This window comes from Clavibacter michiganensis (genome assembly GCF_002151125.1).
Lineage (GTDB): Bacteria > Actinomycetota > Actinomycetes > Actinomycetales > Microbacteriaceae > Clavibacter > Clavibacter michiganensis_C.
Map to the genome: position 1 here is coordinate 238,514 of NZ_MDJZ01000005.1, position 19,286 is coordinate 257,799.

At 73.7% G+C, this 19,286-nt stretch carries 13 protein-coding genes; 5 read left to right on the forward strand and 8 right to left on the reverse strand.

Annotated features, from left to right (window positions below; genetic code table 11):
- The first annotated feature begins 145 nt into the window (after positions 1-145).
- The 3 genes from BFL37_RS03720 (at position 146) to BFL37_RS03730 (ending at position 4,193) form a co-directional block, all read left to right on the forward strand.
- Positions 146-1,324: an acyl-CoA dehydrogenase family protein gene (locus tag BFL37_RS03720; RefSeq protein WP_086513812.1), complete on the forward strand. Its 1,179-nt coding sequence runs from the start codon at positions 146-148 to the stop codon at positions 1,322-1,324.
- Between the two features lie 100 nt (positions 1,325-1,424).
- Complete coding sequence (locus BFL37_RS03725; protein ID WP_241533836.1) at positions 1,425-2,849, forward strand: O-antigen ligase family protein; 1,425 nt, start codon at positions 1,425-1,427, stop codon at positions 2,847-2,849.
- 48 nt (positions 2,850-2,897) lie between these two features.
- The gene (locus tag BFL37_RS03730; protein WP_086513814.1) at positions 2,898-4,193 is read left to right on the forward strand and encodes an O-antigen ligase family protein; all 1,296 of its coding nucleotides are present in this window, start codon (positions 2,898-2,900) and stop codon (positions 4,191-4,193) included.
- 28 nt (positions 4,194-4,221) lie between these two features.
- Here the strand turns inward: BFL37_RS03730 and BFL37_RS03735 are convergent, their stop codons facing one another.
- Positions 4,222-4,869, reverse strand: coding sequence for a histidine phosphatase family protein (locus BFL37_RS03735; RefSeq protein ID WP_086513815.1), 648 nt, complete (start codon positions 4,867-4,869; stop codon positions 4,222-4,224).
- Between the two features lie 208 nt (positions 4,870-5,077).
- Between BFL37_RS03735 and BFL37_RS03740 the strand changes: the two genes are divergently transcribed.
- Positions 5,078-5,947 carry a decaprenyl-phosphate phosphoribosyltransferase gene (locus tag BFL37_RS03740; RefSeq protein ID WP_346962703.1) on the forward strand — a complete coding sequence of 290 codons (870 nt, stop codon included), beginning with the start codon at positions 5,078-5,080 and terminating at the stop codon, positions 5,945-5,947.
- A gap of 95 nt (positions 5,948-6,042) precedes the next feature.
- On the opposite strand, the gene BFL37_RS03745 is transcribed toward BFL37_RS03740, so the two are convergent.
- Both BFL37_RS03745 and BFL37_RS03750 read right to left on the reverse strand, forming a co-directional pair.
- On the reverse strand, positions 6,043-7,155 hold the full coding sequence (locus BFL37_RS03745; RefSeq protein ID WP_086513817.1) for a glycosyltransferase family 4 protein: 1,113 nt from the start codon (positions 7,153-7,155) through the stop codon (positions 6,043-6,045).
- Positions 7,152-8,543 (reverse strand): hypothetical protein, encoded by a 1,392-nt coding sequence (locus tag BFL37_RS03750; protein ID WP_086513818.1) that lies wholly within the window; start codon positions 8,541-8,543, stop codon positions 7,152-7,154. Before BFL37_RS03750 ends, BFL37_RS03745 begins: the two co-directional genes overlap by 4 nt.
- 158 nt (positions 8,544-8,701) lie before the next feature.
- On the opposite strand from BFL37_RS03750, the gene BFL37_RS03755 reads away from it, so the two are divergent.
- Complete coding sequence (locus tag BFL37_RS03755) at positions 8,702-11,809, forward strand: arabinosyltransferase domain-containing protein (RefSeq protein WP_172403731.1); 3,108 nt, start codon at positions 8,702-8,704, stop codon at positions 11,807-11,809.
- A 305-nt stretch (positions 11,810-12,114) separates the two neighbouring features.
- Here the strand turns inward: BFL37_RS03755 and BFL37_RS03760 are convergent, their stop codons facing one another.
- The 5 genes from BFL37_RS03760 to BFL37_RS03780 all read right to left on the reverse strand — a co-directional run bounded on the left by BFL37_RS03760 (position 12,115) and on the right by BFL37_RS03780 (position 19,278).
- Positions 12,115-14,028: an LGFP repeat-containing protein gene (locus BFL37_RS03760; protein ID WP_172403732.1), complete on the reverse strand. Its 1,914-nt coding sequence runs from the start codon at positions 14,026-14,028 to the stop codon at positions 12,115-12,117.
- A gap of 171 nt (positions 14,029-14,199) precedes the next feature.
- Positions 14,200-16,218 (reverse strand): glycosyltransferase, encoded by a 2,019-nt coding sequence (locus BFL37_RS03765; protein WP_086513821.1) that lies wholly within the window; start codon positions 16,216-16,218, stop codon positions 14,200-14,202.
- Between the two features lie 2 nt (positions 16,219-16,220).
- Positions 16,221-17,393 (reverse strand): UDP-galactopyranose mutase, encoded by a 1,173-nt coding sequence (gene glf / locus BFL37_RS03770; protein ID WP_086513822.1) that lies wholly within the window; start codon positions 17,391-17,393, stop codon positions 16,221-16,223.
- Between the two features lie 68 nt (positions 17,394-17,461).
- The gene (locus BFL37_RS03775) at positions 17,462-18,307 is read right to left on the reverse strand and encodes a glycosyltransferase (RefSeq protein WP_086513823.1); all 846 of its coding nucleotides are present in this window, start codon (positions 18,305-18,307) and stop codon (positions 17,462-17,464) included.
- On the reverse strand, positions 18,304-19,278 hold the full coding sequence (locus BFL37_RS03780) for a glycosyltransferase (RefSeq protein ID WP_086513824.1): 975 nt from the start codon (positions 19,276-19,278) through the stop codon (positions 18,304-18,306). The genes BFL37_RS03775 and BFL37_RS03780 overlap by 4 nt, the downstream gene beginning before the upstream one ends.
- Between the last annotated feature and the right edge of the window lie 8 nt (positions 19,279-19,286).

The window sequence follows — 19,286 nt, forward strand, 5'->3', positions numbered from 1 at the left end:
GGCGGCTACCTACAACGCCCGAGGGCGCGCGTCCTGTCCGGACGCGACCAAAGTACCAACCGATGACGGCGCGTCGGAGACGCCGACCTAGGCTCGGCCGCAGGCGCCCGTCCCCGAGGGCGCCGACGAAACGCAATGGAGCATCGTGTCCCTCACCCCCCTCATCGGCGACTTCTACGGCTACGAGTCCAGGCTCGGCGACAGGGAGAAGGAGTCCCTCGCCGACCTCCGCGCCTACCTCGAGGCCGAGGTCCGGCCCCACGTCAACGGGCTCTGGGCCCGGGCCGAGTTCCCGCGGCACGTGGTCGCGGGGCTCGCCGAGCGCGGCATCTTCGGCATGCCCTTCCCCGAGACGCGCCCCTTCGAGAACTCGGCCGTCTACCGCGGCTGGGCGGCGCTCGAGCTCGGCCGCGTCGACGCGAGCATCGCGACCCTCGTCGGCATGCAGAGCGGCCTCGTGATGGGCAGCGTCGCCGTCGCCGGATCCCCCGAGCAGCGCGCCGAGTGGCTGCCGCGGTTCGCGTCCGGCGAGATCCTCGGGTCGTTCGGGCTCACCGAGCCGCTGTCCGGATCCGACTCCGCGCGGGGCCTGCGCACCGTGGCCACGCGCCGGGGCGACGAGTGGAGCATCACGGGATCCAAGCGCTGGATCGGCAACGGCACCGTCAGCGACGTCACCGTCATCTGGGCGAAGGACGCCGACGACGGCCAGGTGAAGGGCTTCCTCGTCCCGAACGACTCCCCCGGCTTCCGCGCCACCCGGATCGAGGACAAGCAGGCGCTGCGCATCGTGCAGAACGCGGACATCGAGCTCGACGCCGTGATCGTGCCCGAGCGGAACCGGCTGCAGGAGTCCCGCTCGTTCGCCGACACCGCGAAGGTGCTGCGCCTCACCCGCGCCGAGGTGGCGTGGGCCGCCATCGGGATCTCGATCGGCGCCTACGAGGCCGCCGTCGCGTACACGGGCGAGCGCCAGCAGTTCGGCAAGCCGCTCGGCGCGCACCAGCTGATCCAGGACCTCCTCGTCCGCAGCCTCGGCAACATCACGGCGTCCATCGGGCTGGTGACGCGCGCGTCCGAGATGGTCGACGAGGGCACCCAGTCCGACGAGCACTCCGCGCTCGCCAAGGCCTACGCCACGAGCCGGATGCGCGAGACCGTCGCCTGGTGCCGCGAGGCCTTCGGCGGCAACGGCATCGTGCTCGACTACGACGTGGCCCGCTTCTTCGCCGACGCCGAGGCCATCTACTCCTACGAGGGCACGCGCGAGATGAACACGCTCATCGTCGGCCGCGCCATCACGGGGCACGCGGCGTTCGTCTGATGGACAGCGGGGCGGGCGGCGCGCCGGTGACCGACCGGGCCGCGCCCCCGCTCCCCTCAGGCGGCGGGACGCGGGCCCCGGGCCGGATACCCTGATGGGCATGCCCACCGCCAGCCGCCGAGCCCTCCGGAGCTTCGCGACCTTCGTCCTCGTCACCACGTTCGCCGGTGACATGTGGCGCGACAGCCTCAGCTGGTGGGGATTCGGCGCGATCGCGCTCGCCGTGCTGGTCACCTGCATCACGCTCCTCGTGCGCTCCCGGCCCCTCCCGCGCGTGCGGGTGCTGCCGATCCCGCTCCTCGCGTTCACGGGCATCGCGGTGCTGTCCATCGCGTGGTCCCAGTACCGGCCGGAGTCGGCGCTGGGGGTGCTCATCCAGCTCTCGACCACCATCGCGGCGCTGACGCTCGTCGTGCTGCTGTCGTGGTCGGAGATCGTGCAGGGCCTCGGCCGCGCGTTCCGCATCATCCTCGGGCTCTCGCTCGCCTTCGAGCTGTTCGTCGCGGTCGTCGTGCGCCAGCCGGTCATGCCGTTCTTCACCGACTACGGCCCCGGTGCGCCGGCCGCGTTCGCCTGGACCCGCGGGGAGCTGCTCAGCGGCGGCCGGATCCAGGGCGTCGTCGGCAACGCGAACCTCCTGGCCATGGTCGCGCTGCTCGGCCTCATCGTCTTCTCCCTCCAGTACGCGGCGCGCACCGTCCGCCGCCGCGACGCCGGGCTCTGGATCCTCGTGGCCCTCCTCACGCTGACCCTCACCGGCAGCTCCACGGTCCTGGTCGCGCTCGTCATGACGGGCGTCGTCGCCGCGCTCGCCCTCGTCGCCCGCCGCGTCGGCATCCGCGGGCGCCTCGTGCTGGCGGGAGGCGTCGCCGTGGCCGCCGTGGCCGGGGCCCTGGTCGTGTCGACGCGCACGGCCGACGTCTTCGACCTCCTCGGCCGCTCCCCCGACCTCACCGGTCGGTTCGAGATCTGGGAGTCGGTGCTCGGCCTCGCGCAGCAGCACCCGATCGTCGGCTGGGGCTGGATCGGCTACTGGGCGCCCTGGGTGCACCCGTTCCAGGGCCTCGCCGTGCGCAGCGGCGTCACGTACCTGCAGGCGCACGACGCCTACCTCGACGTCCTGCTGCAGGTGGGGGCGATCGGCCTGCTCGTCTTCGCCTGCTTCGTCGTCACCACGTACGTGCGCTCCTGGTGGGCCGCCATCGACCGCCCGCAGCACCGCCGCGACCGCGTCGAGCCCTACTCGACGCTCGCGCTGGCGCCGCTGCTGCTCATGACCGCCCTGGTCGTCCAGAGCCTCGCCGAGAGCCGGCTCCTGTACGAGGGCAACTGGCTCCTCCTCGTCGTCGTCGCGATCGCCACCAAGTCGGGCATGGTCGCGCGCGAGGACGTGCCGGGCCCCGTCGACTCGCGTCGGGCCGCGGTCCCCGCCGAGCGGGCGTCGGCCGCCGCGCACGCGCCGTCGCCCCTCGCGGGCGCAGCCCCCGCCCCGGCTCCCGCCGCCGCCGACCCCGGCGTCGCCTGATCCGCGCGGCCACCCGGTGCCCCGCCGACCGCACGTGACCGCCCGCGCATGACCCGACCCGCCCGCCTGCCGCTCCCGGAGCGCCTGCCCGACCTCCTCGGGTCGGCGCGCTTCTCGGCCGCGCTCACCCACTGCATCCTCGGCACGGCGATCCTCTCGCACGCCATCAGGTCCACCATGGGCTGGGCCGGGCTCGTCGCGATCGTCACCGCCCTGGTGGCCATGGCCGCGGGATCCCTCGCCGCGAAGCGGGGCGACTGGGAGTGGCGGGGCCTCCTCCCCATCTCCCTGCTGGTCCTCGTGGGCTGGTGCGCGGTGACGCTGCTCTGGACGGCCTACCAGCCGGACGCGGTCGGCGGCGTGCTCTACCTCGCGGCGTCCGCGTTCCTCGCGGTGTACGTGGGCGTCGTCCGCGACCTCATCCAGATCGTGCGCGCGGCCGGGGACGTGCTGCGGCTGGTGCTGGTGTCGTCGCTCGCCCTCGAGGTGCTCGCCGGGCTGCTCATCGACGGCCCCATCCCCTTCCTCGGCATCCGCGGGGCGCTCGAGCGCCTCGGACCGATCCAGGGGCTCCTCGGCGAGCGCAACGCCCTCGGGATCGTGGCGCTCGTCGCCGCGGTGACCTTCGCGGTCGAGCTGATGACCCGGTCCGTCTCGCGCGGGCGCGGCATCGGCTCCCTCGCGGTCGCGCTCCTCGTGGCGTCGCTCACGCGGTCGTCCGTGATCCTCGGCACGTTCCTCGTGCTCGCCGTCGCGGCCCTGGCGATGCTCGCCCTGCGTCACCTGGCGCGGCAGGCGAGGCCGCTGGCGAACAGCGCGGTGCTGGTGCTCGCCGCGATCGTCGCCGTGCTGGTCGTGGCCTTCCGCTCCCCCGTGCTGCAGGTGCTGCAGGCCCGACCCGACTACCTCCAGCGCGTCGCGCTGTGGCGGGAGATGCTCCGCCTCATCGACCTCAACACCATCGAGGGCTGGGGCTTCGTCGGGTTCTGGCGCCGGGACGCGTACCCGTACACGGCCCTCGACCTCGTCAGCCGGGGCGCGCAGGAGACCGGCCGGAACGCCTACCTCGACCTCTACCTGCAGGCCGGGCTCGTCGGCCTCGTGCTGTTCGCCGCGTTCTGCGCGCTCGCGCTCGGGCGCTCCTGGGTGCTCGCGACCAGCAAGCGCGGCGTCGGCTACGTCTGGACGCCGCTCGTGCTCGTGGTCCTCGTGGTCGCGTCCCTCGCCGAGAGCGTCACGCTCGTGGAGTGGGGGTGGGTCCTGCTCGTGATCTGCGCGGTCAAGGCGGCGCAGGGCCGCAGCTGGCGGCACGGTCTCCCGCAGCAGGATCCGACGACGACCTAGGCGGCGCCCGGAGGGCCGGGCCGCCCGGTCAGACCGCGCCGGTGTCCGTGGACGCGGCCAGCAGCCCGGGCGACGGGGCCCAGTAGCCGACCTCGCGGAACCCGTCCGCGGTGGGCTCGAACGAGGTGATGCTCGACAGCGCGCAGCGGCGCTTCCGCGGGTCGTGGAACAGCGGCCTCCCCGTGACGCTGCGGTGCGCCATCCAGATCGGCAGCTGGTGGCCGACGAGGATCGCGTCCGTGCCGTCCGGCGCGTCCGCGGCCGCGGCCGCGAGCTCGGCCCGCATGCGCGCGGCGACCTGCGCGAACGGCTCGCCCCAGCTGGGCCGGAGCGGGTTCACCAGGTACCGCCATGCGGCCGGCTTCGCGAGGATCTTGAGGCTCACGTCGAAGCGGCCGCCCTCGAGGCGGCTGGACGCCTCGACGAGGCCCGGCCGCTGCTCGGGGTCGAGGCCGAGCGCGGCGGCCAGGGGCGCCGTCGACTCGAGCGCGCGCTGCAGCGGCGACGTGCGGAGGAGGCCGACCTCGCGGCCCTCCGCCACGACGTGCTCCGCGGCGGCCTCGGCCATGCGGCGACCGAGCGCCGTGAGGCCGAAGCCGGGGAGGCGGCCGTAGAGGATGCCGTCGGGGTTGTCGACCTCGCCGTGTCGCACGAGGTGGATCCTGGCTGCCGTCACAGGTGGATGTTCCGTCGGATCTGCACCCGACGACCCTATCCGCTCGGCCGGTCGGCGGACCCCCGGCCCGGCGTCGCCGCCGCGGCCCGCCGTTTCGGCACCTGACCCGCCGACCGGCTACGGTGACTCTGATCGCCCGACCAGGAGGACCACCATCAGCGAACCAGACCTCGTCCCCCGCACGCCCGGCGGCAGCAGCACGTCGGTCATCGGCGGAGTCATCCGCACCGCGCGCGTCCGCCAGTGGATGAAGAACGTGCTGGTGTTCGCCGCCCCGGTCGCCGCAGGAGCGCTCTTCGAGCCGTCGCTCGTGGGCGCGGTCCTCGCCTTCGTCGCCTTCTGCCTCGCCGCGTCCGGCATCTACTTCCTGAACGACATCCTCGACGTCGAGGCCGACCGCGCCCACCCGCGGAAGCGCTCGCGGCCCATCGCCGCCGGCGTCGTCCCGGTGCCGGTCGCCGTGGTGGTCGCCGTCGTGCTCCTGGTCGGCGGCCTCGCTGTCGCCTTCGCCGGCGGGCTCGAGCTCGCCGCCGTGGTCCTCTGCTACGAGCTCGTGCAGATCGCGTACTGCATCTGGCTCAAGCACATCACCATCCTCGACATCGCCGTCGTCTCGTCCGGCTTCCTGCTGCGGGCCATCGCCGGCGGCGCGGCCACGGGCGTCGTCCTCAGCCAGTGGTTCCTGCTGGTCGCCGTCTTCGGCTCGCTCCTCATGGTCTCGGGCAAGCGCTACGGCGAGCTCGCGAGCAACCCCGACCTCCAGGGCGACGTGCGCGGATCCCTCAAGGGCTACACGCTCGGGTACCTCGGCTTCATCTGGCACTCGGCCGCGACGATCCTGATCCTCGGCTACAGCCTCTGGGCCTTCGAGCTCTTCACCGACCTGCGGAACCTGTGGCTCTCCGTGTCGGTGGCGCCGTTCGTCCTCGCGGTGCTGCGCTACGGCCAGCACATCGACCGCGGCGACGCGCAGGCGCCCGAGGAGATCGCACTAGGCGACCGCATGCTGCAGGTGCTCGCGGGCGTGTGGCTCGTGATCCTCGTCATCGGCCTCTACGTGCAGCCCGGGGTGCTCTGAGCGCCTGGCGGGTGAGCGCGTGAGCGCGTGAGCGCGTGAGCGCGTGACGCTCTCCCGCCCGGATCCGGGGCGGCGACCGACGCCGGCGCGACCGGTCAGCGCGCGAGCGAGGCGAACAGCTCCTCGTAGGCGCGCGTCGCCGCCTCGACCCCGTACAGCTCCTCCGCCCGCGCGGCCATCGCGGGGACGTCGTCGGTGCGGTCGGCGATGTCCTCGAGCGCGCGGGTGATCGCGGCGGAGTCGCGCGGGGGCACGACCACCCCGAACCCGGTCGTCCGCACGGGCTGGCGGACGCCCGGGAGGTCCGACGCGATGGCGGGGACCCCCGCGATCATGGCCTCGACCTGCACGATGCCGAAGGCCTCGAAGGCGTTGACCGAGGTGAGCGCGAAGGCGTCCACGGAGGCGTACAGGTCGGGGACGTCCTCGTCCGCGACGAAGCCGAGCAGGCGGATCCGGTCGTCGCCCGCGATGCGCTCCTTGACCCGGTCGATGACCGAGCCGCCGGCGACCTTCGAGAAGTCGCCGCCGATGATCAGGCGCGCGTCCGGACGGTCGAGGGCCGAGAATCCCTCGACGAGGTACTCGATGCCCTTCTCCTCCACGATGCGGCCGAGGAAGCCGACGTGCAGGCCGTCGGTCTCCCGGAAGGCCGGCCGCCCGCCGCTGCGGTCGTGGCAGCCGGGCGCGATGACGGCGCGGCCCCGCACGAGGGCGGAGGCGATGCGGGAGTGGTCGGCGTAGTCGTCGCTCGTGACGACCACGCGCGTGGAGCTGCGGGCCGCGAGCACGCTCGAGCGGTCCATGACCGTGCGCTGGACCGCGTTCACCAGCCCGCTCGGCAGGTCGACGTCGCAGTGGTAGGTGGTGACGACCCGCGTGATCCGCGCCGCGCGCCACGCCAGCGGCCCGGCCTCGACCATGGGCGCGTGGATGTTCACGACGTCGGCGTGCCGCGCCTCGCGGAGCACGGTGGGGATGAACGCCGGGCTGATGACGCCCTTGCCGAGCTGGAGCGCCACGGGCGTGCGCACCACGCGGACGCCGGCGATCGTCTCCTCGACGGGGAGGGCGGCGTCGTGCCGCGTGGTGACCACCGTGACGCGGTGGCCGCGCTCGACGAGGCCCTCCGCGACGTCGCGGGCCACGTTGGTGAGCCCGCTGACGTAGGGCGCGTAGTAGGTGAGGGCGATGACGACGTCGGTCATGGGGTCTCCTTGTTCGTGTGCGCCCGCGCGAGGCGGGCCTGCCGGGTCCCCACGGCGCGCAGCCGCAGCAGCGCCGTGATCCAGCCGATGAGCGATCCCGCGCCGAAGCCCGCCGCGATGGCCGTGGCCCAGCCGAGCGGGCCCTGGAGCAGCGCGGTCGCCGCGGCGGCGGCCGCCAGGGCGATGACCCAGGCGAGCGACGAGTCGCGGTGGCGGTCGGTGGCGATGAGGGCCTGCGTCCCGATGACCAGGCCGACGTGGGCGAAGACCCCGAGCACGAGGATCCCCACGTCGAGCGCCGGCAGCGACCGGCCGGTGCCGAACACCAGCGTGATGACCCACGGCCCCGCGAGCGCCGCGACGACGCCCGCGACCACGCCGACGCCGGCGATGGCCGCCGCGAGGAGCGACATCCGGCGGATGAGGGCCGCGGTCTCCCCGCGGCGGACGTAGGCGACGAGCGGCGGGACGATGAGCCCCTGCAGCGGCACGAGCATGAACAGCGGGACGCGGGCGACGCTGAAGGTGGCCTGGAACGCGCCGGCCGTGCCGACCGTGCGGTCGAGCGCCGCGATGACGACGGGACCCGCGTTCAGCAGCAGCTGCGCGCAGATGCCGGCGCCGAGGAGGGCGAGGTACGCCCGGCGGATGCCCGCGCCCGGACCCTCGTCGGCCTCGTCGACGACGGCGCCCTCGACCGCGACGAGGGCGGGATCCACGGCGTCGCCCGGACGCGCGGCGGCGGGGACGGCATCCCCGCCGCGCGAGCGGAGGCGCAGCAGCACCGGCACGTGCGCGAGCCCGATGGCCGCGAGCAGCGCCGCGGCGAACCAGGAGACCGCGTCGGGCAGGTCGGTCAGGGTGAGGAGCAGGAGGACGCCGAGGGCCAGGACGACGCGCAGGCCGGAGTCCGCGAGCAGCACGCGGGAGTAGGCGGGCACGTCGCCGCGCGCCACCATGGCGCCGCGGGCCGTGAACTGCAGCGCGGAGACCGGCGCGACGAGCGCGTACGCGACCACCAGGCCGGGCGGCATCCCCGCGCCGAGCAGGAGGGGCGAGGCAGCCGCGACCGCGACGACGCCGGCGAGCGCGACGACCGAGGAGAGCGCGAGGGCGGACCGCACGGCCGCCCGGACGTCGCGTCCGTGCGCGCCCAGGCGGGCGAGCTCCTGCTCGACCGGCAGGAAGAGGCCGAAGCCGACGACCAGGGCGACGGACCAGAAGACGGAGAACAGGTCGAACGCGGCGTCGCCCGTCGCGGCGTCCGGCGCGAGGGCGGCGACCCCGCGGGAGACGATGCCGAGGAAGACGTAGGTGACGAGGCCGGTGACGACCGTCGCTCCCATGACCAGCAGCGCCCTTCGGGAGGCGCTGGGGAGGGCGGTCATCGCATCAGGCTACCGTCCGGGATCCGGCGCACCCGATCCTGTACCCTCGGGTCACTGTGCCGTCCTCCTCCCCTGCGCCCGCGTCCGACTCCCCCGCGACCCCCCGGAGCGCGACCCGCCGGCCCCGGTCCGCGATGCTGGCCGGCCTGCTCGGTGCGGTGGCCGTCGTCTCCGGCGGCCTCCTCGCGCTGGCCCCCGTCGACACCGCGGACGTCCGCGTCGCGTGGCCCCAGGACGCGTCCGACATCCGCTCCACCTCGCTCCTGCTGACCAACCAGACGCCGCACGCGCTCGACGCCTCCTTCACGTCCCGGGCCGTCGACGCGGCCGCTGCGACGGACGACGGCGTCCTGCTGGCCACCATCGACCCGGCCGAGCCCGAGGCCGCGACCGACGGCCTCGTGCTCACCGCCAGCGGCACGGCGCTCACGCTCCAGGTGGACGGCACGACCGAGCGCCTCCCCGTCTCCCCGGGCGACGACGTCTCCTACTCCCTGCACTCGGACGTCCACGGGCTCACGCTCGACGCCGACGGATCCCGCGTCGTCGACCTGCCCGGCACCCTCCCCCCGCAGATCGACGCGCTCGTCAGCAGCGTGACCTCGGTGGCGGCCCCCTCCGACCTCGCCGTCGGCGTCCACGTGGTCGACGACTTCGACAGCACGCCCAGCGGGATCAAGATCGCCGTCATGGTGCTCATGTGGGTGAGCCTCATCGCCGCCCTCGTGCTCCTCGCCCGCGACGACCGCCGCCGCCGCCGGGACCGCGCGGCCGCCACCGTGGCCGACCCGGACGACACGGCTGCCGCCGCGGGCGCCGCGGCCCCCGTCGACGCCCGCGCCGCCTCCGACGCCGCGACCCCGCGCCGCGGCCGGGCCTCCCGGGTCCTTCGCGCCCTGCGCCCGGTCGACGCGGTGGTGGTCGCGGTGCTCACCCTCTGGATATTCATCGGTCCGATGACCGACGACGACGGCTACTACGCCGCCATGTCGCTCAACGACGGCGTCGCCGGGTTCGTCGGCAACTACTACCAGATGTTCAACCAGTCGTTCACGCCCTTCACCTGGTTCTGGCAGCTGCTCGGCGCCTGGCAGGAGCTCGGCGGGCGCTCGCCCGTGTGGCTGCGCGTGCCCGCGCTCGTCGCGGGCGTGGCCGCCTGGTTCGTCACGCGCCACCTGCTCGAGCGGGCCGCCGTCCGCCTCTCGCGCCGCGCCCGCCTCTGGGCCCGCGGCCTCCTCGCCGCCACGTTCCTCATCTGGTGGCTCTCGTACACGATCGGCAGCCGACCCGAGATCCTGGGATCGCTCGCCGGCGTCGTCGTCGTCGCGCTCGTCCTGCGCTCCCGCGACCGCGGCACGCTGCTTCCCGCCGCCATCGCCGCCCTCGTCGCCGGCCTCGCGTTCGCCGCGCACCCCACGGGCATCGTCGCGTTCGCGCCGCTGCTCCTCGGCATCCCCGGGTTCTGGCGGCTCGCGTACCAGGGCGGCTCCCGCCTGGCCGCCACCGCCCGCACCCTCGCCGTCCTCTCCGTCGGATCCGTGGCCCTGTTCGCCGCCTTCGCCGACGCGACCCTGTCCGACGCGCTCACGGGGCCGAAGCGCTTCGCCGCGGTCGAGACCCCGCTCACCTGGCTCAACGAGTGGTCGCGGTACGCCCTCCTCATGAACGACATCCCGATGGGGTCGTACGCGAAGCGTTCCGTCGTCCTCCTCGCCCTCGTGCTCCTGATCTGGTGGGTCGCCACCTACGCCGCCTCCCGCATGTCGCCGCGCGCGGCCCGGCTCATCCCGGCCCCCCTCGAGCTCGCCGGCTGGGGCCTCGCGCTCTCGTTCGTGCTCCTGTGGATCACCCCGAGCAAGTGGACCCACCACTTCGGCGCCATCTCCTCCGTCGGTCCGCTGTTCGTCACGCTGATCCTCGTCCTCGCCCCCGGGATCGTCGCCGGCCTGCTGCACGGCCGCCGTGCGCCGTGGTGGCTGACGCCGCTCGCGGTGGCGAGCCTCATCCCCGTCATCGTCTTCTCCCTGCACGGGCCAAACGCGTGGGCGTACGCCTGGGGCCAGGGCATGTTCGGCGACGGGCGCGAGCCCGGCTTCGGGCCCATCCACTTCGGCGCGCTGCCCATCTGGGTCCTCCTCGCGTTCGCGGTCGTCGCCGTCGCCGTCGTCGTCCAGCGCCGCGCAGGCCGCACCTGGTCGGAGCCGCGGAGCCTCTGGTCCGTCACGGCGCTCGCGACCGTGTTCGCGCTCGTCACGGGCGGCTACCTCGTGGGCACCTTCTCCCTCGCCGCCGCACGTGGCCTCGACGGCTACTCGGTCGGCGCCGCGAACCTCGAGGATCCGTCCGGGTCGCAGTGCCTCACGGGCGCGGCCATCACCACCTGGGACGCGAGCGCCGGCCGCCCCCTCGCGATCGACGAGGGCACCGAGGCCGACGCCGCCGATCCCGCGTCCTTCGCGCTCGACGGCGGCTGGCCCGAGTCCGACCCGCCGCCCGCCCTGGCCGACGGCATCGCCCTCTGGGGCAGCTACGCCGACGGGGGCGACACGGTGGGCAGCATGACCACGCCGTGGTACCGGGTCCCCGAGACGGACGACCGCCAGCGCATCGCGGTCCTCGTCGGCGGCGAGCTGGCCGCGGGCGACTCCGACCGGCTGCGCCTCCAGATCCGGGACGCCGACGACCGCGTCATCGACCTCGGCGGCGTGCCCGTCGAGGACACGGTCGACCGGCCCGGCTGGCGCACCATCGCGATCGACCCGTCCCGTCTCGCGCCGGGCGACGAGATCCGCCTGCAGGCCGAGGACGGCACCACCGGCGCGGACGGCTGGTTCGGCTTCACCGCGCCCGTGCTCGTCGACCCGGTGTCGTTCAACGACCTCGCCGCGCCCGACGCGCCGACCGCCGTGACGTGGACCTCCTCCTTCTGGTTCCCCTGCCAGCGGCCCGTGTCCATCGCGCACGGCATCATCGAGCGCCCCGTCCTGGCCACGACCTTCGGCGACGGCGGACCGGACAACATCTGGGTGCAGCGACGCGGCGGATCCCTCGCCGGCGTCGAGCGCTCCTCCACCGTGGTCACGCTGGCCTCGGACATGGAGGGCGCCGGCAGCTCGTGGGGCCGCGTGCAGCTGTTCGACTACCCCTATGCGGCGGACGCCTACGACCTCACGGTCGAGCGCGTCTCCACCTGGGGCTGGCGGACGCCGTTCGACCAGGTCTCGCAGATCGTCGAGTACGACCGGGATCCCGGCCAGTCCGAGTGATCGTGGGGCGGCGGCCCGGGCACGGTGCGGCCGATCCGCCCTGAGCGCCTCCCGGCCCGGCTCCACGGCGCGGGTCCCGCGTCGCGGCTTCGTGGGGCGGGTCGGGTCCCGCCTTCCGCCTCCCGCCTCCCGACTCGGCGGTGCCGGTGCGAGCCGGGCCGAGCCGGCGCGAGTCGTTCGAGTCCGCGCGAGACGGGTCGTCTGGGGGTCCGAGCCCCAGGCCCGGGTCCCCCGCCCGCGACGGTGCCCCCGACGACGAGGACCGTGCGCCGATCCGGCGCACGGTCCTCGTCTCGCTGCCGGCTCTAGCCGTACACGACCTGCACGCCCTGGGATCCGACCACGATGCGACCGCCGGTGAACTCCTGCACGACGTCGCCGCCGGAGGCACGCTCCTCGCCGATCGGCAGGCCCAGGCGGCTGGCGGATGCGCCGAGCGCCACGTACCTGTCGCCGATCCAGCCGCGGACCACGAAGGCGCCGCGCGCCGACGAGTAGATGCCGCCGCCCGCGAAGCGCTGCGCCGCGCCGTTCGGCACCGGGGTCTCGATGCCGGTCGGCGATCCGAGCACGCCGGACTGCTCGCCCGCCGCGACGTAGCGGTCGCCGATCCAGCCGCGCACGCCGAACGCGCCGCGCGAGGACGAGTAGAACCGCCCGCCCTGGAACTGCTGCTGCGCTCCCTGCGAGGTGGGCCGCTCATCCGCGGTGGACAGCCCGAACGCGCCGGCGGCGGCGCCGCGTGCGCGGTAGGCGTCGGCGATCCAGCCGCGCACCGTGCTCGTGCCGCTCGAGGTGGCCGACACCAGCCCGCCGGTGAAGTCCTGGTACGCGCCGCCCGCGACCTGCTTCTCGTCCGCCCGGGGGAAGCCGAGGACACCGCCGTCGCGGCCGAGCGCACGGTAGCGGTCGCCGATCCAGCCGCGCACCATGAAGGCGCCGGCCGACGACGACACGACGTCCCCGCCCGCGAAGGACTGACGGGCGCCGCCGCGCACGGCCACCTCGTCCGAGGTCGGGAACCGGAGGGTGCCCCCGGAGCCGCCCGCCGCGGTGAAGCGGTCGCCGATCCACCCGCGCACGCCGTAGGCGCCCGCGGCCGAGGAGTAGACGGATCCTCCGGAGAACCGCTGGACGGCTCCCCCGGAGATGGACTGCTCGTCGGCGAGCGGGGATCCGAGCGGACCGCCCGACGACCCGCCGCGGATCCACGCGTCGCGGATCCAGCCCCGGACGACGAACGCGCCCGCGGACGACGACACGATGCTGCCGTTCCGGAAGTCCTGCGCCGCACCGCCGGGCACGGCCCGCTCCGGACCGGTCGCCGCGCCGAGGATCCCGGACGCGCCGCCGACGGCGCGGTACTTGTCGCCGATCCAGCCGCTCACGTCGAAGGAGCCCGAGCCGAACCAGTCGGAGAAGTACGCGTAGAAGTTGCGGTTGCCGTACGCGGAGCAGCTGCCCCCGGACCCGTAGGAGGTGGCGAGCGCCGCGCGGTCCGGCTGGTACGGCGTGTAGTAGTACAGGCTCGACGTGGCCTGGTTCGAGATGTAGACGGCGCTGCTGCCGCACGCCGCGTTGGGGTGGTACAGCACCTGCACCGTCGTGCCCTTGGCGTAGCGCGTGTAGCGCGTGCCCCACGGCGTCCCGGGACCCGTCCCCGCGGGGTTGGAGTAGCGCTGGAAGGCCCACGCCGCCTTGTAGACCTGGTTGTAGAAGCCGTAGAACTGCTCGTCGCACGCGGCCGTGTCGGGGCAGCCGTAGCCGGTGGCCGAGCGGTAGGCCCGCGCCGACGGCGCGGTCGACAGGACGAGGCCCTGCTCCTTCTGGAGCAGGACGATGAGGACCTGCGGGTTGATGCCGCACGCGCGCCCCACCTTGGCGATGATGTCGGCGGCGCTCTCGTTGCGCGCCCCCTGGTACGGACCGCACATGGGATCCGCGCCGCGGGAGAACGTGTCCTGCCGGTAGTCCTTGAGGCACGTGTAGCCGGAGCGGCACGACGGGTTGCGCTGCGCGAGGAAGGTCTGCACCTGCGGAGCGCTCATCGTGCCCTCGTCGAAGAACACGGCGTCCGAGATGATCGCGCCGGCGCGGAAGCCGGACATGTCGGCCGCCTCGGCCGCGTCCCGCGTGCCCACGGCACCCGCCATCATGATGCCGCACGCTGTCGCGACGGCGGCGATGACCGCCACCACCCGACGCGCGGATCCCCTCATCCGTCGCACTTGACGCCCCCGCTCCCGGAGGCGCTGTCGCGCGCCTCGCTGGGACATGCTAACCGCTGGTCGCGTCGCGGCCCACCGCGGGGATCCGCGGGACGACCGCGGGGATCGCGCCCCGGGGACGCGGCACGGCCCGGCGCCTGGGCGCCGGGCCGTGGTCGGGGATCAGCGTCCGTCGCGCGGCGGCGTCACGCCGAAGCTCTTCGCCCACTCCCGCTCGCTCGTGATGCGCGGCAGCGCGGCCCGGTAGGCGGCGCGCAGCTGCGGCCAGCGCGCGATGATCCTGGCCCGCAGGACGATGCTCGTGACGAGCATCCGGCGGAAGGTCGCCGGGTCCCTCCGGTGCAGCAGCGCCGCCGACCCTTCCGCGTTGGAGACGAGCACGCTGTCGTAGTTCGGCACCACCCACCACCGGGCGTCGGCGAACGCCAGGTGCGCCTCGGGCGCCTCCTGCGCGGTCGGCTTCACGGGCGTGAAGGCGTGGCGGAGGACGACGCGGGCGAGCCAGATCGGCCGGGTCAGGGCGTTCGGCGCACGGTACTGCCGCGGTCGGCGACGCGAGGCGAGCGTGCCCTCGACTGCCGGGAGGTCGTCGCGGTCCTTGATCGCGACGCCGTCGGTGAACCCCTTGGCGAGCTCCCGGGTGCGGGCGAGGCGCGTCACCATGTCCTGGTGCAGGCCGCGCGGGCCCTTGAGGATGTTGCGGTACGCCTCGTGGCGGGCGGCCAGCGCGAAGTACTGCATGGAGATCAGGTGCCGCACGTCGGTGGCGAGGTTGGCGGTCAGCAGGCGGCCGCCCCGCGGGAACGGCGAGTGCAGCAGGGCGACGATGAGCCGGTTGCGGGCGTGGAAGAACGCCTGCCAGTCCTGCGAGTCGTCCTTGTCCACCCAGGAGACGTGCCAGACGGCGGCACCGGGCAGGGTCACCGTCGGGACGCCGTGCTCGCGGGCGCGGAGCGCGTACTCGGCGTCGTCCCACTTGATGAACACGGGCAGCGACAGGCCGATCTCGCGGATCGTCTCGACGGGGATGAGGCACATCCACCAGCCGTTGTACGCGGCGTCGACGCGGCGGTGCATCCACCGGGTCTGGCGCAGGTTCGACGACGGGAAGTCGTGGCGCGTCGGCGTGACCGGGCCCCACATGAAGTTCCACATGTCGAAGCCCTCGGCGTACGCGTGCAGCTTGCCCTTGTCGTACATGTCGAACATGTGGCCGCCCACGATGGTCGGCTTGACCGCGAAGTCGGCGAACTTGAGCGCGCGGCGGATGCTCTCCGGCTCGATCGTGATGTCGTCGTCGAGCACGAGCACGTAGTCGGACTCGCCGGCCTGCAGCGTCTCGTACATGCCGCGCGAGAAGCCGCCGGACCCGCCGAGGTTGGCCTGGTCGATGACGCGCAGGCGGCCGCCGAGGAGCTCCTCGGCGCGTGGGAACTCGGGCTGGTCGACGATCTTCTGCGTGCCCTGGTCGGTCACGAAGACGTTGTCGATGAGCCGCGTGACCTCGGCGTTGGCGCCGATGTCGGTGAGGAGCTTCACGCAGTACTCGGCGCGGTTGAGCGTCGTGACCGCGAGGCTCACGGATCCGGTGGAGCCGGTGCGCGTGCGGGTGCCCTCGGGGGCGAACCACGCCGCCTGCACGAGAGAGAGGTCGGCCTCCTCGCCCACGAGGTCGAACCAGTACCAGCCGCCGTCGGCGAAGTTCGTGAAGGGCAGCTCGAACGTGCTCGTGGTGGCGCCGTCGAGGACGCGGCCCTCGACCTTCTGGATGACGCCGCGCGCGTTGGACCGGTAGACGATGACCTGGCCCTGGCCCTCGGTCATGACCTCGAGGACCACCGCGGCGAGCGAGGTGTTCGCCCGCCAGTAGGCGGCGGGGAACGCGTTGAAGTAGGTGCCGAACGAGACCTTGCGGCGGTGAGGGACCCGGAAGCCGCCGTCGCCCTCCATGGCGCTCAGGATCCCGACGTCGGACAGGCGCACGACGGCGCGGTCGTGGTCGGCGTCGATGACCTGCATGTTCGTGCCGTGCTTGCGACGGTCGACGACGGGGATGCTCGTCCAGTAGTCGGCGTCCACGTAGAGCGGGACGGTGTCCGGGTCGTGGTCCGTGGGGAAGATGACGCGCTGCAGCAGCAGCGCCTCGTCGCGGCCCGTGGCCTCGATGAGCGCGTCGGCCATGATCAGGATCCTTCCGTCGCGGCCGGCGCGAGCACCGGCTTGAGGACGTTCTCGTACATCGTGAGCGCCGACCCGATGGCCATGTGCATGTCGAGGTACTGGTAGGTGCCGAGGCGTCCGCCGAAGAAGACGCCCTGCTCGGCCGCCGCGAGCTCGCGGTAGCGCAGGAGGCCCTGGCGGTCGTCGGGCGTGTTGACGGGGTAGTAGGGCTCGTCCTCGCGCTCGGCGAAGCGCGAGTACTCGCGCATGATCACCGTCTTGTCCTCCGGGTAGTCGCGCTCCGGGTGGAAGTGGCGGAACTCGTGGATGCGCGTGTAGGGCACGTCGGCGTCGGCGTAGTTCATCACCGGGGTGCCCTGGTGGTCCTTCACGGGCAGCACCTCGCGCTCGAAGTCGAGGGTGCGCCACGAGAGGGCGCCCTCGGAGTAGTCGAAGTAGCGGTCGATCGCGCCGGTGTAGACGACGGGGACGCGGCCGACGGTCGACGCCTTCGTGACCTCCTGCGCGTCGTCGAAGAAGTCGGTGCCGAGGCGGACCTCGATGTTCGGGTGGTCGGCCATGCGCTCGATCCACGCGGTGTACCCGCCGACGGGCAGGCCCTCGTACTTGTCGTTGAAGTAGCGGTTGTCGTAGTCGTAGCGGACGGGCAGCCGGGAGATGACCTCGGCGGGGAGCTCCGTGGGATCCGTCTGCCACTGCTTCGCCGTGTAGTCGCGGATGAACGCCTCGTACAGCGGGCGGCCGATGAGGCTGATGCCCTTCTCCTCGAGGTTGCGCGCGTCGCCGGCCTCGAGCTCCGACGCCTGCTCCTGGATGAGGCGCCGCGCGTCCTCGGGCCCGTGCGCCGCGCGGAAGAACTGGTTGATGGTGCCCAGGTTGATGGGCAGCGGGAAGACCTCGCCGCGGTGGTTCGTGTACACCTTGTGCACGTAGGGCGTGAACTCCGTGAAGCGGTTGACGTACTCCCACACGCGCTCGTTGGAGGTGTGGAAGAGGTGCGCTCCGTAGCGGTGGACCTCGATGCCCGTCTCCGGGTCGGCCTCGCTGTAGGCGTTGCCGCCGATGTGGTCGCGGCGGTCGATGACCAGCACCCGGAGGCCGAGCTCCTCCGCCACCCGCTCCGCGATCGTGAGGCCGAAGAATCCGGATCCGACTACTACGAGGTCATGGGCCATGGAGAACGGGTCCTTTTCGTGTCTTGGGGGGTCGTCGCGGCGCGACGGCTCAAGGGTACCCTCCCGGATCAGGGGGTGCTGCGACCCGCGCCGGAGCCCCCGGCGAAGACGCGACCGTACGCCCAGCGGCGCAGGCGCTCGGGCACGAGGCGGTAGCCGCCGCGGATCGCGACGTTGCGGACCGCCTGGTACGGGGTCGTGAAGCGCCGGCGCCGGAACTCGCGCTGCAGCCGGAGCTCCGCCCGCAGCTGGGAGAGGCCGCCGCGTCGCGCGTAGGCGCCGTCGCTCACGCGGTACATCACGAGGGGCTCCGGGATGTTCTCCACGCGCGCGCCGGCCTGCACCATGCGCGCGAAGAGGTAGTAGTCCTCCATCAGGCCGATGTCGATGTAGCCGCCCGCGGCGCGCACGGCGGAGCGGCGGTACACGACCGTCGGGTGGTTGAAGGGGTCGTGGAAGCGGGCGTAGCCGCCGATGCGCGCGGCGCCCGTGGGCGGCGTGCGGGTCCCGACGATGGTGCCGACCTCGTCGGCGAACTCGTACATCCCGGTGCCCACGAGGTCGAGCCCGGTGCCCATCAGCTCGAGCTGGCGCGCGAAGCGCTCGGGGAGGGAGATGTCGTCGGCGTCCATGCGCGCGACCACGTCGTGGTCGCAGGCGTCGAGGCCGCGCTCCAGCGCGTGGGCGAGTCCCACGTTGCGGGCGAGCCGGACGACGGAGGCCTTCACGGGCGACGACGCGACGGCCTCGTCCACGGCGCGGGCGAGCGCCGCGGAGATCGGCCCGTCCTGCACGACGACGACCTGGTCCGGGCGCAGCGTCTGCTGGTCGACGGAGCTGCGGAAGGCGCGCACGAAGTAGTCCGGCTTGTCGCCCGAGTACACGGGGAGGAGCAGGGAGAAGGGCTCCGTCACGCGCGCGCCCCCGTGTCCGCGTCGACGCGCGCCACGTCGTCGCTCGCGGCGCCGAGGCCCGCGAGGACCTCGACGTTCGGCCGCGGCCGCGTGAGGAGCCCGGCGCGCAGGCCGCGGACCAGGCCCGAGGCCAGCAGCTGCCGGTCGCGGGACCGGGCGATCGTGCGGGTCCACGACCGGAGCGCTGCCGCCGTGTAGAGCACGCGCTCGGGGAGCGTGAGCGAGGGCGACAGGCGCATCAGCCACGCCTTGTTGCGCACCTCGTAGAAGAAGCGGGCGCCGGGATCCACGTCCGCCGCTCCGAAGGTGCGCGTGCGGTGCTCGACCGTGCTCGCCGAGGTGACGAAGCCGCGGCCCCGGCGGAGGAGCCGGGTGCTGAACTCGAAGTCGTCGTTCCAGAGGAAGTAGTCGGCCACCGGGAGCCCGTGCCGCCGCACGGCGTCGGCCTCGACGAGGAGCGAGACGAACGAGGCGCTGCGGACCGGGTAGGCGCCGTGCGCGGCGGCGCGGCGGACGGAGGACCGCGACGCGCCCGGCCGGACGCGCGGGGTGTTCATGGGGTGCGGGCGGCCGTCGACCCAGCGGACGGCGGAGGCGAGGACCACGGTGCCGGCCGGCGCCGTGCGGCGGGTCGCGAGGAGGGCGGCGAGGGCGCCGGGATCCGGGACCGTGTCGTCGTCCATGAGCCAGACGGCGTCGGCCTCGTGGACGGCGAGGGCCCGGGCGATGCCGACCGTGAAGCCGCCGGCGCCGCCCGTGTTGCGCGGCAGGACGACGAGGTCCGCCTGCGGGAACCGCTCGCGGATGACGCCGGCCGTGCCGTCGGAGGACGCGTTGTCGACGACCACGACCGCATGCGGCGCGGTGGTCTGCGCGGCGAGCGCGGCCAGGGTCTCCTGCACGAGCTCGCGGCGGTCGAAGGCCACGACCACGGCGACGATGCGGTCGCTGCGGCTCACGTCGGACGGCATCCGGTCTT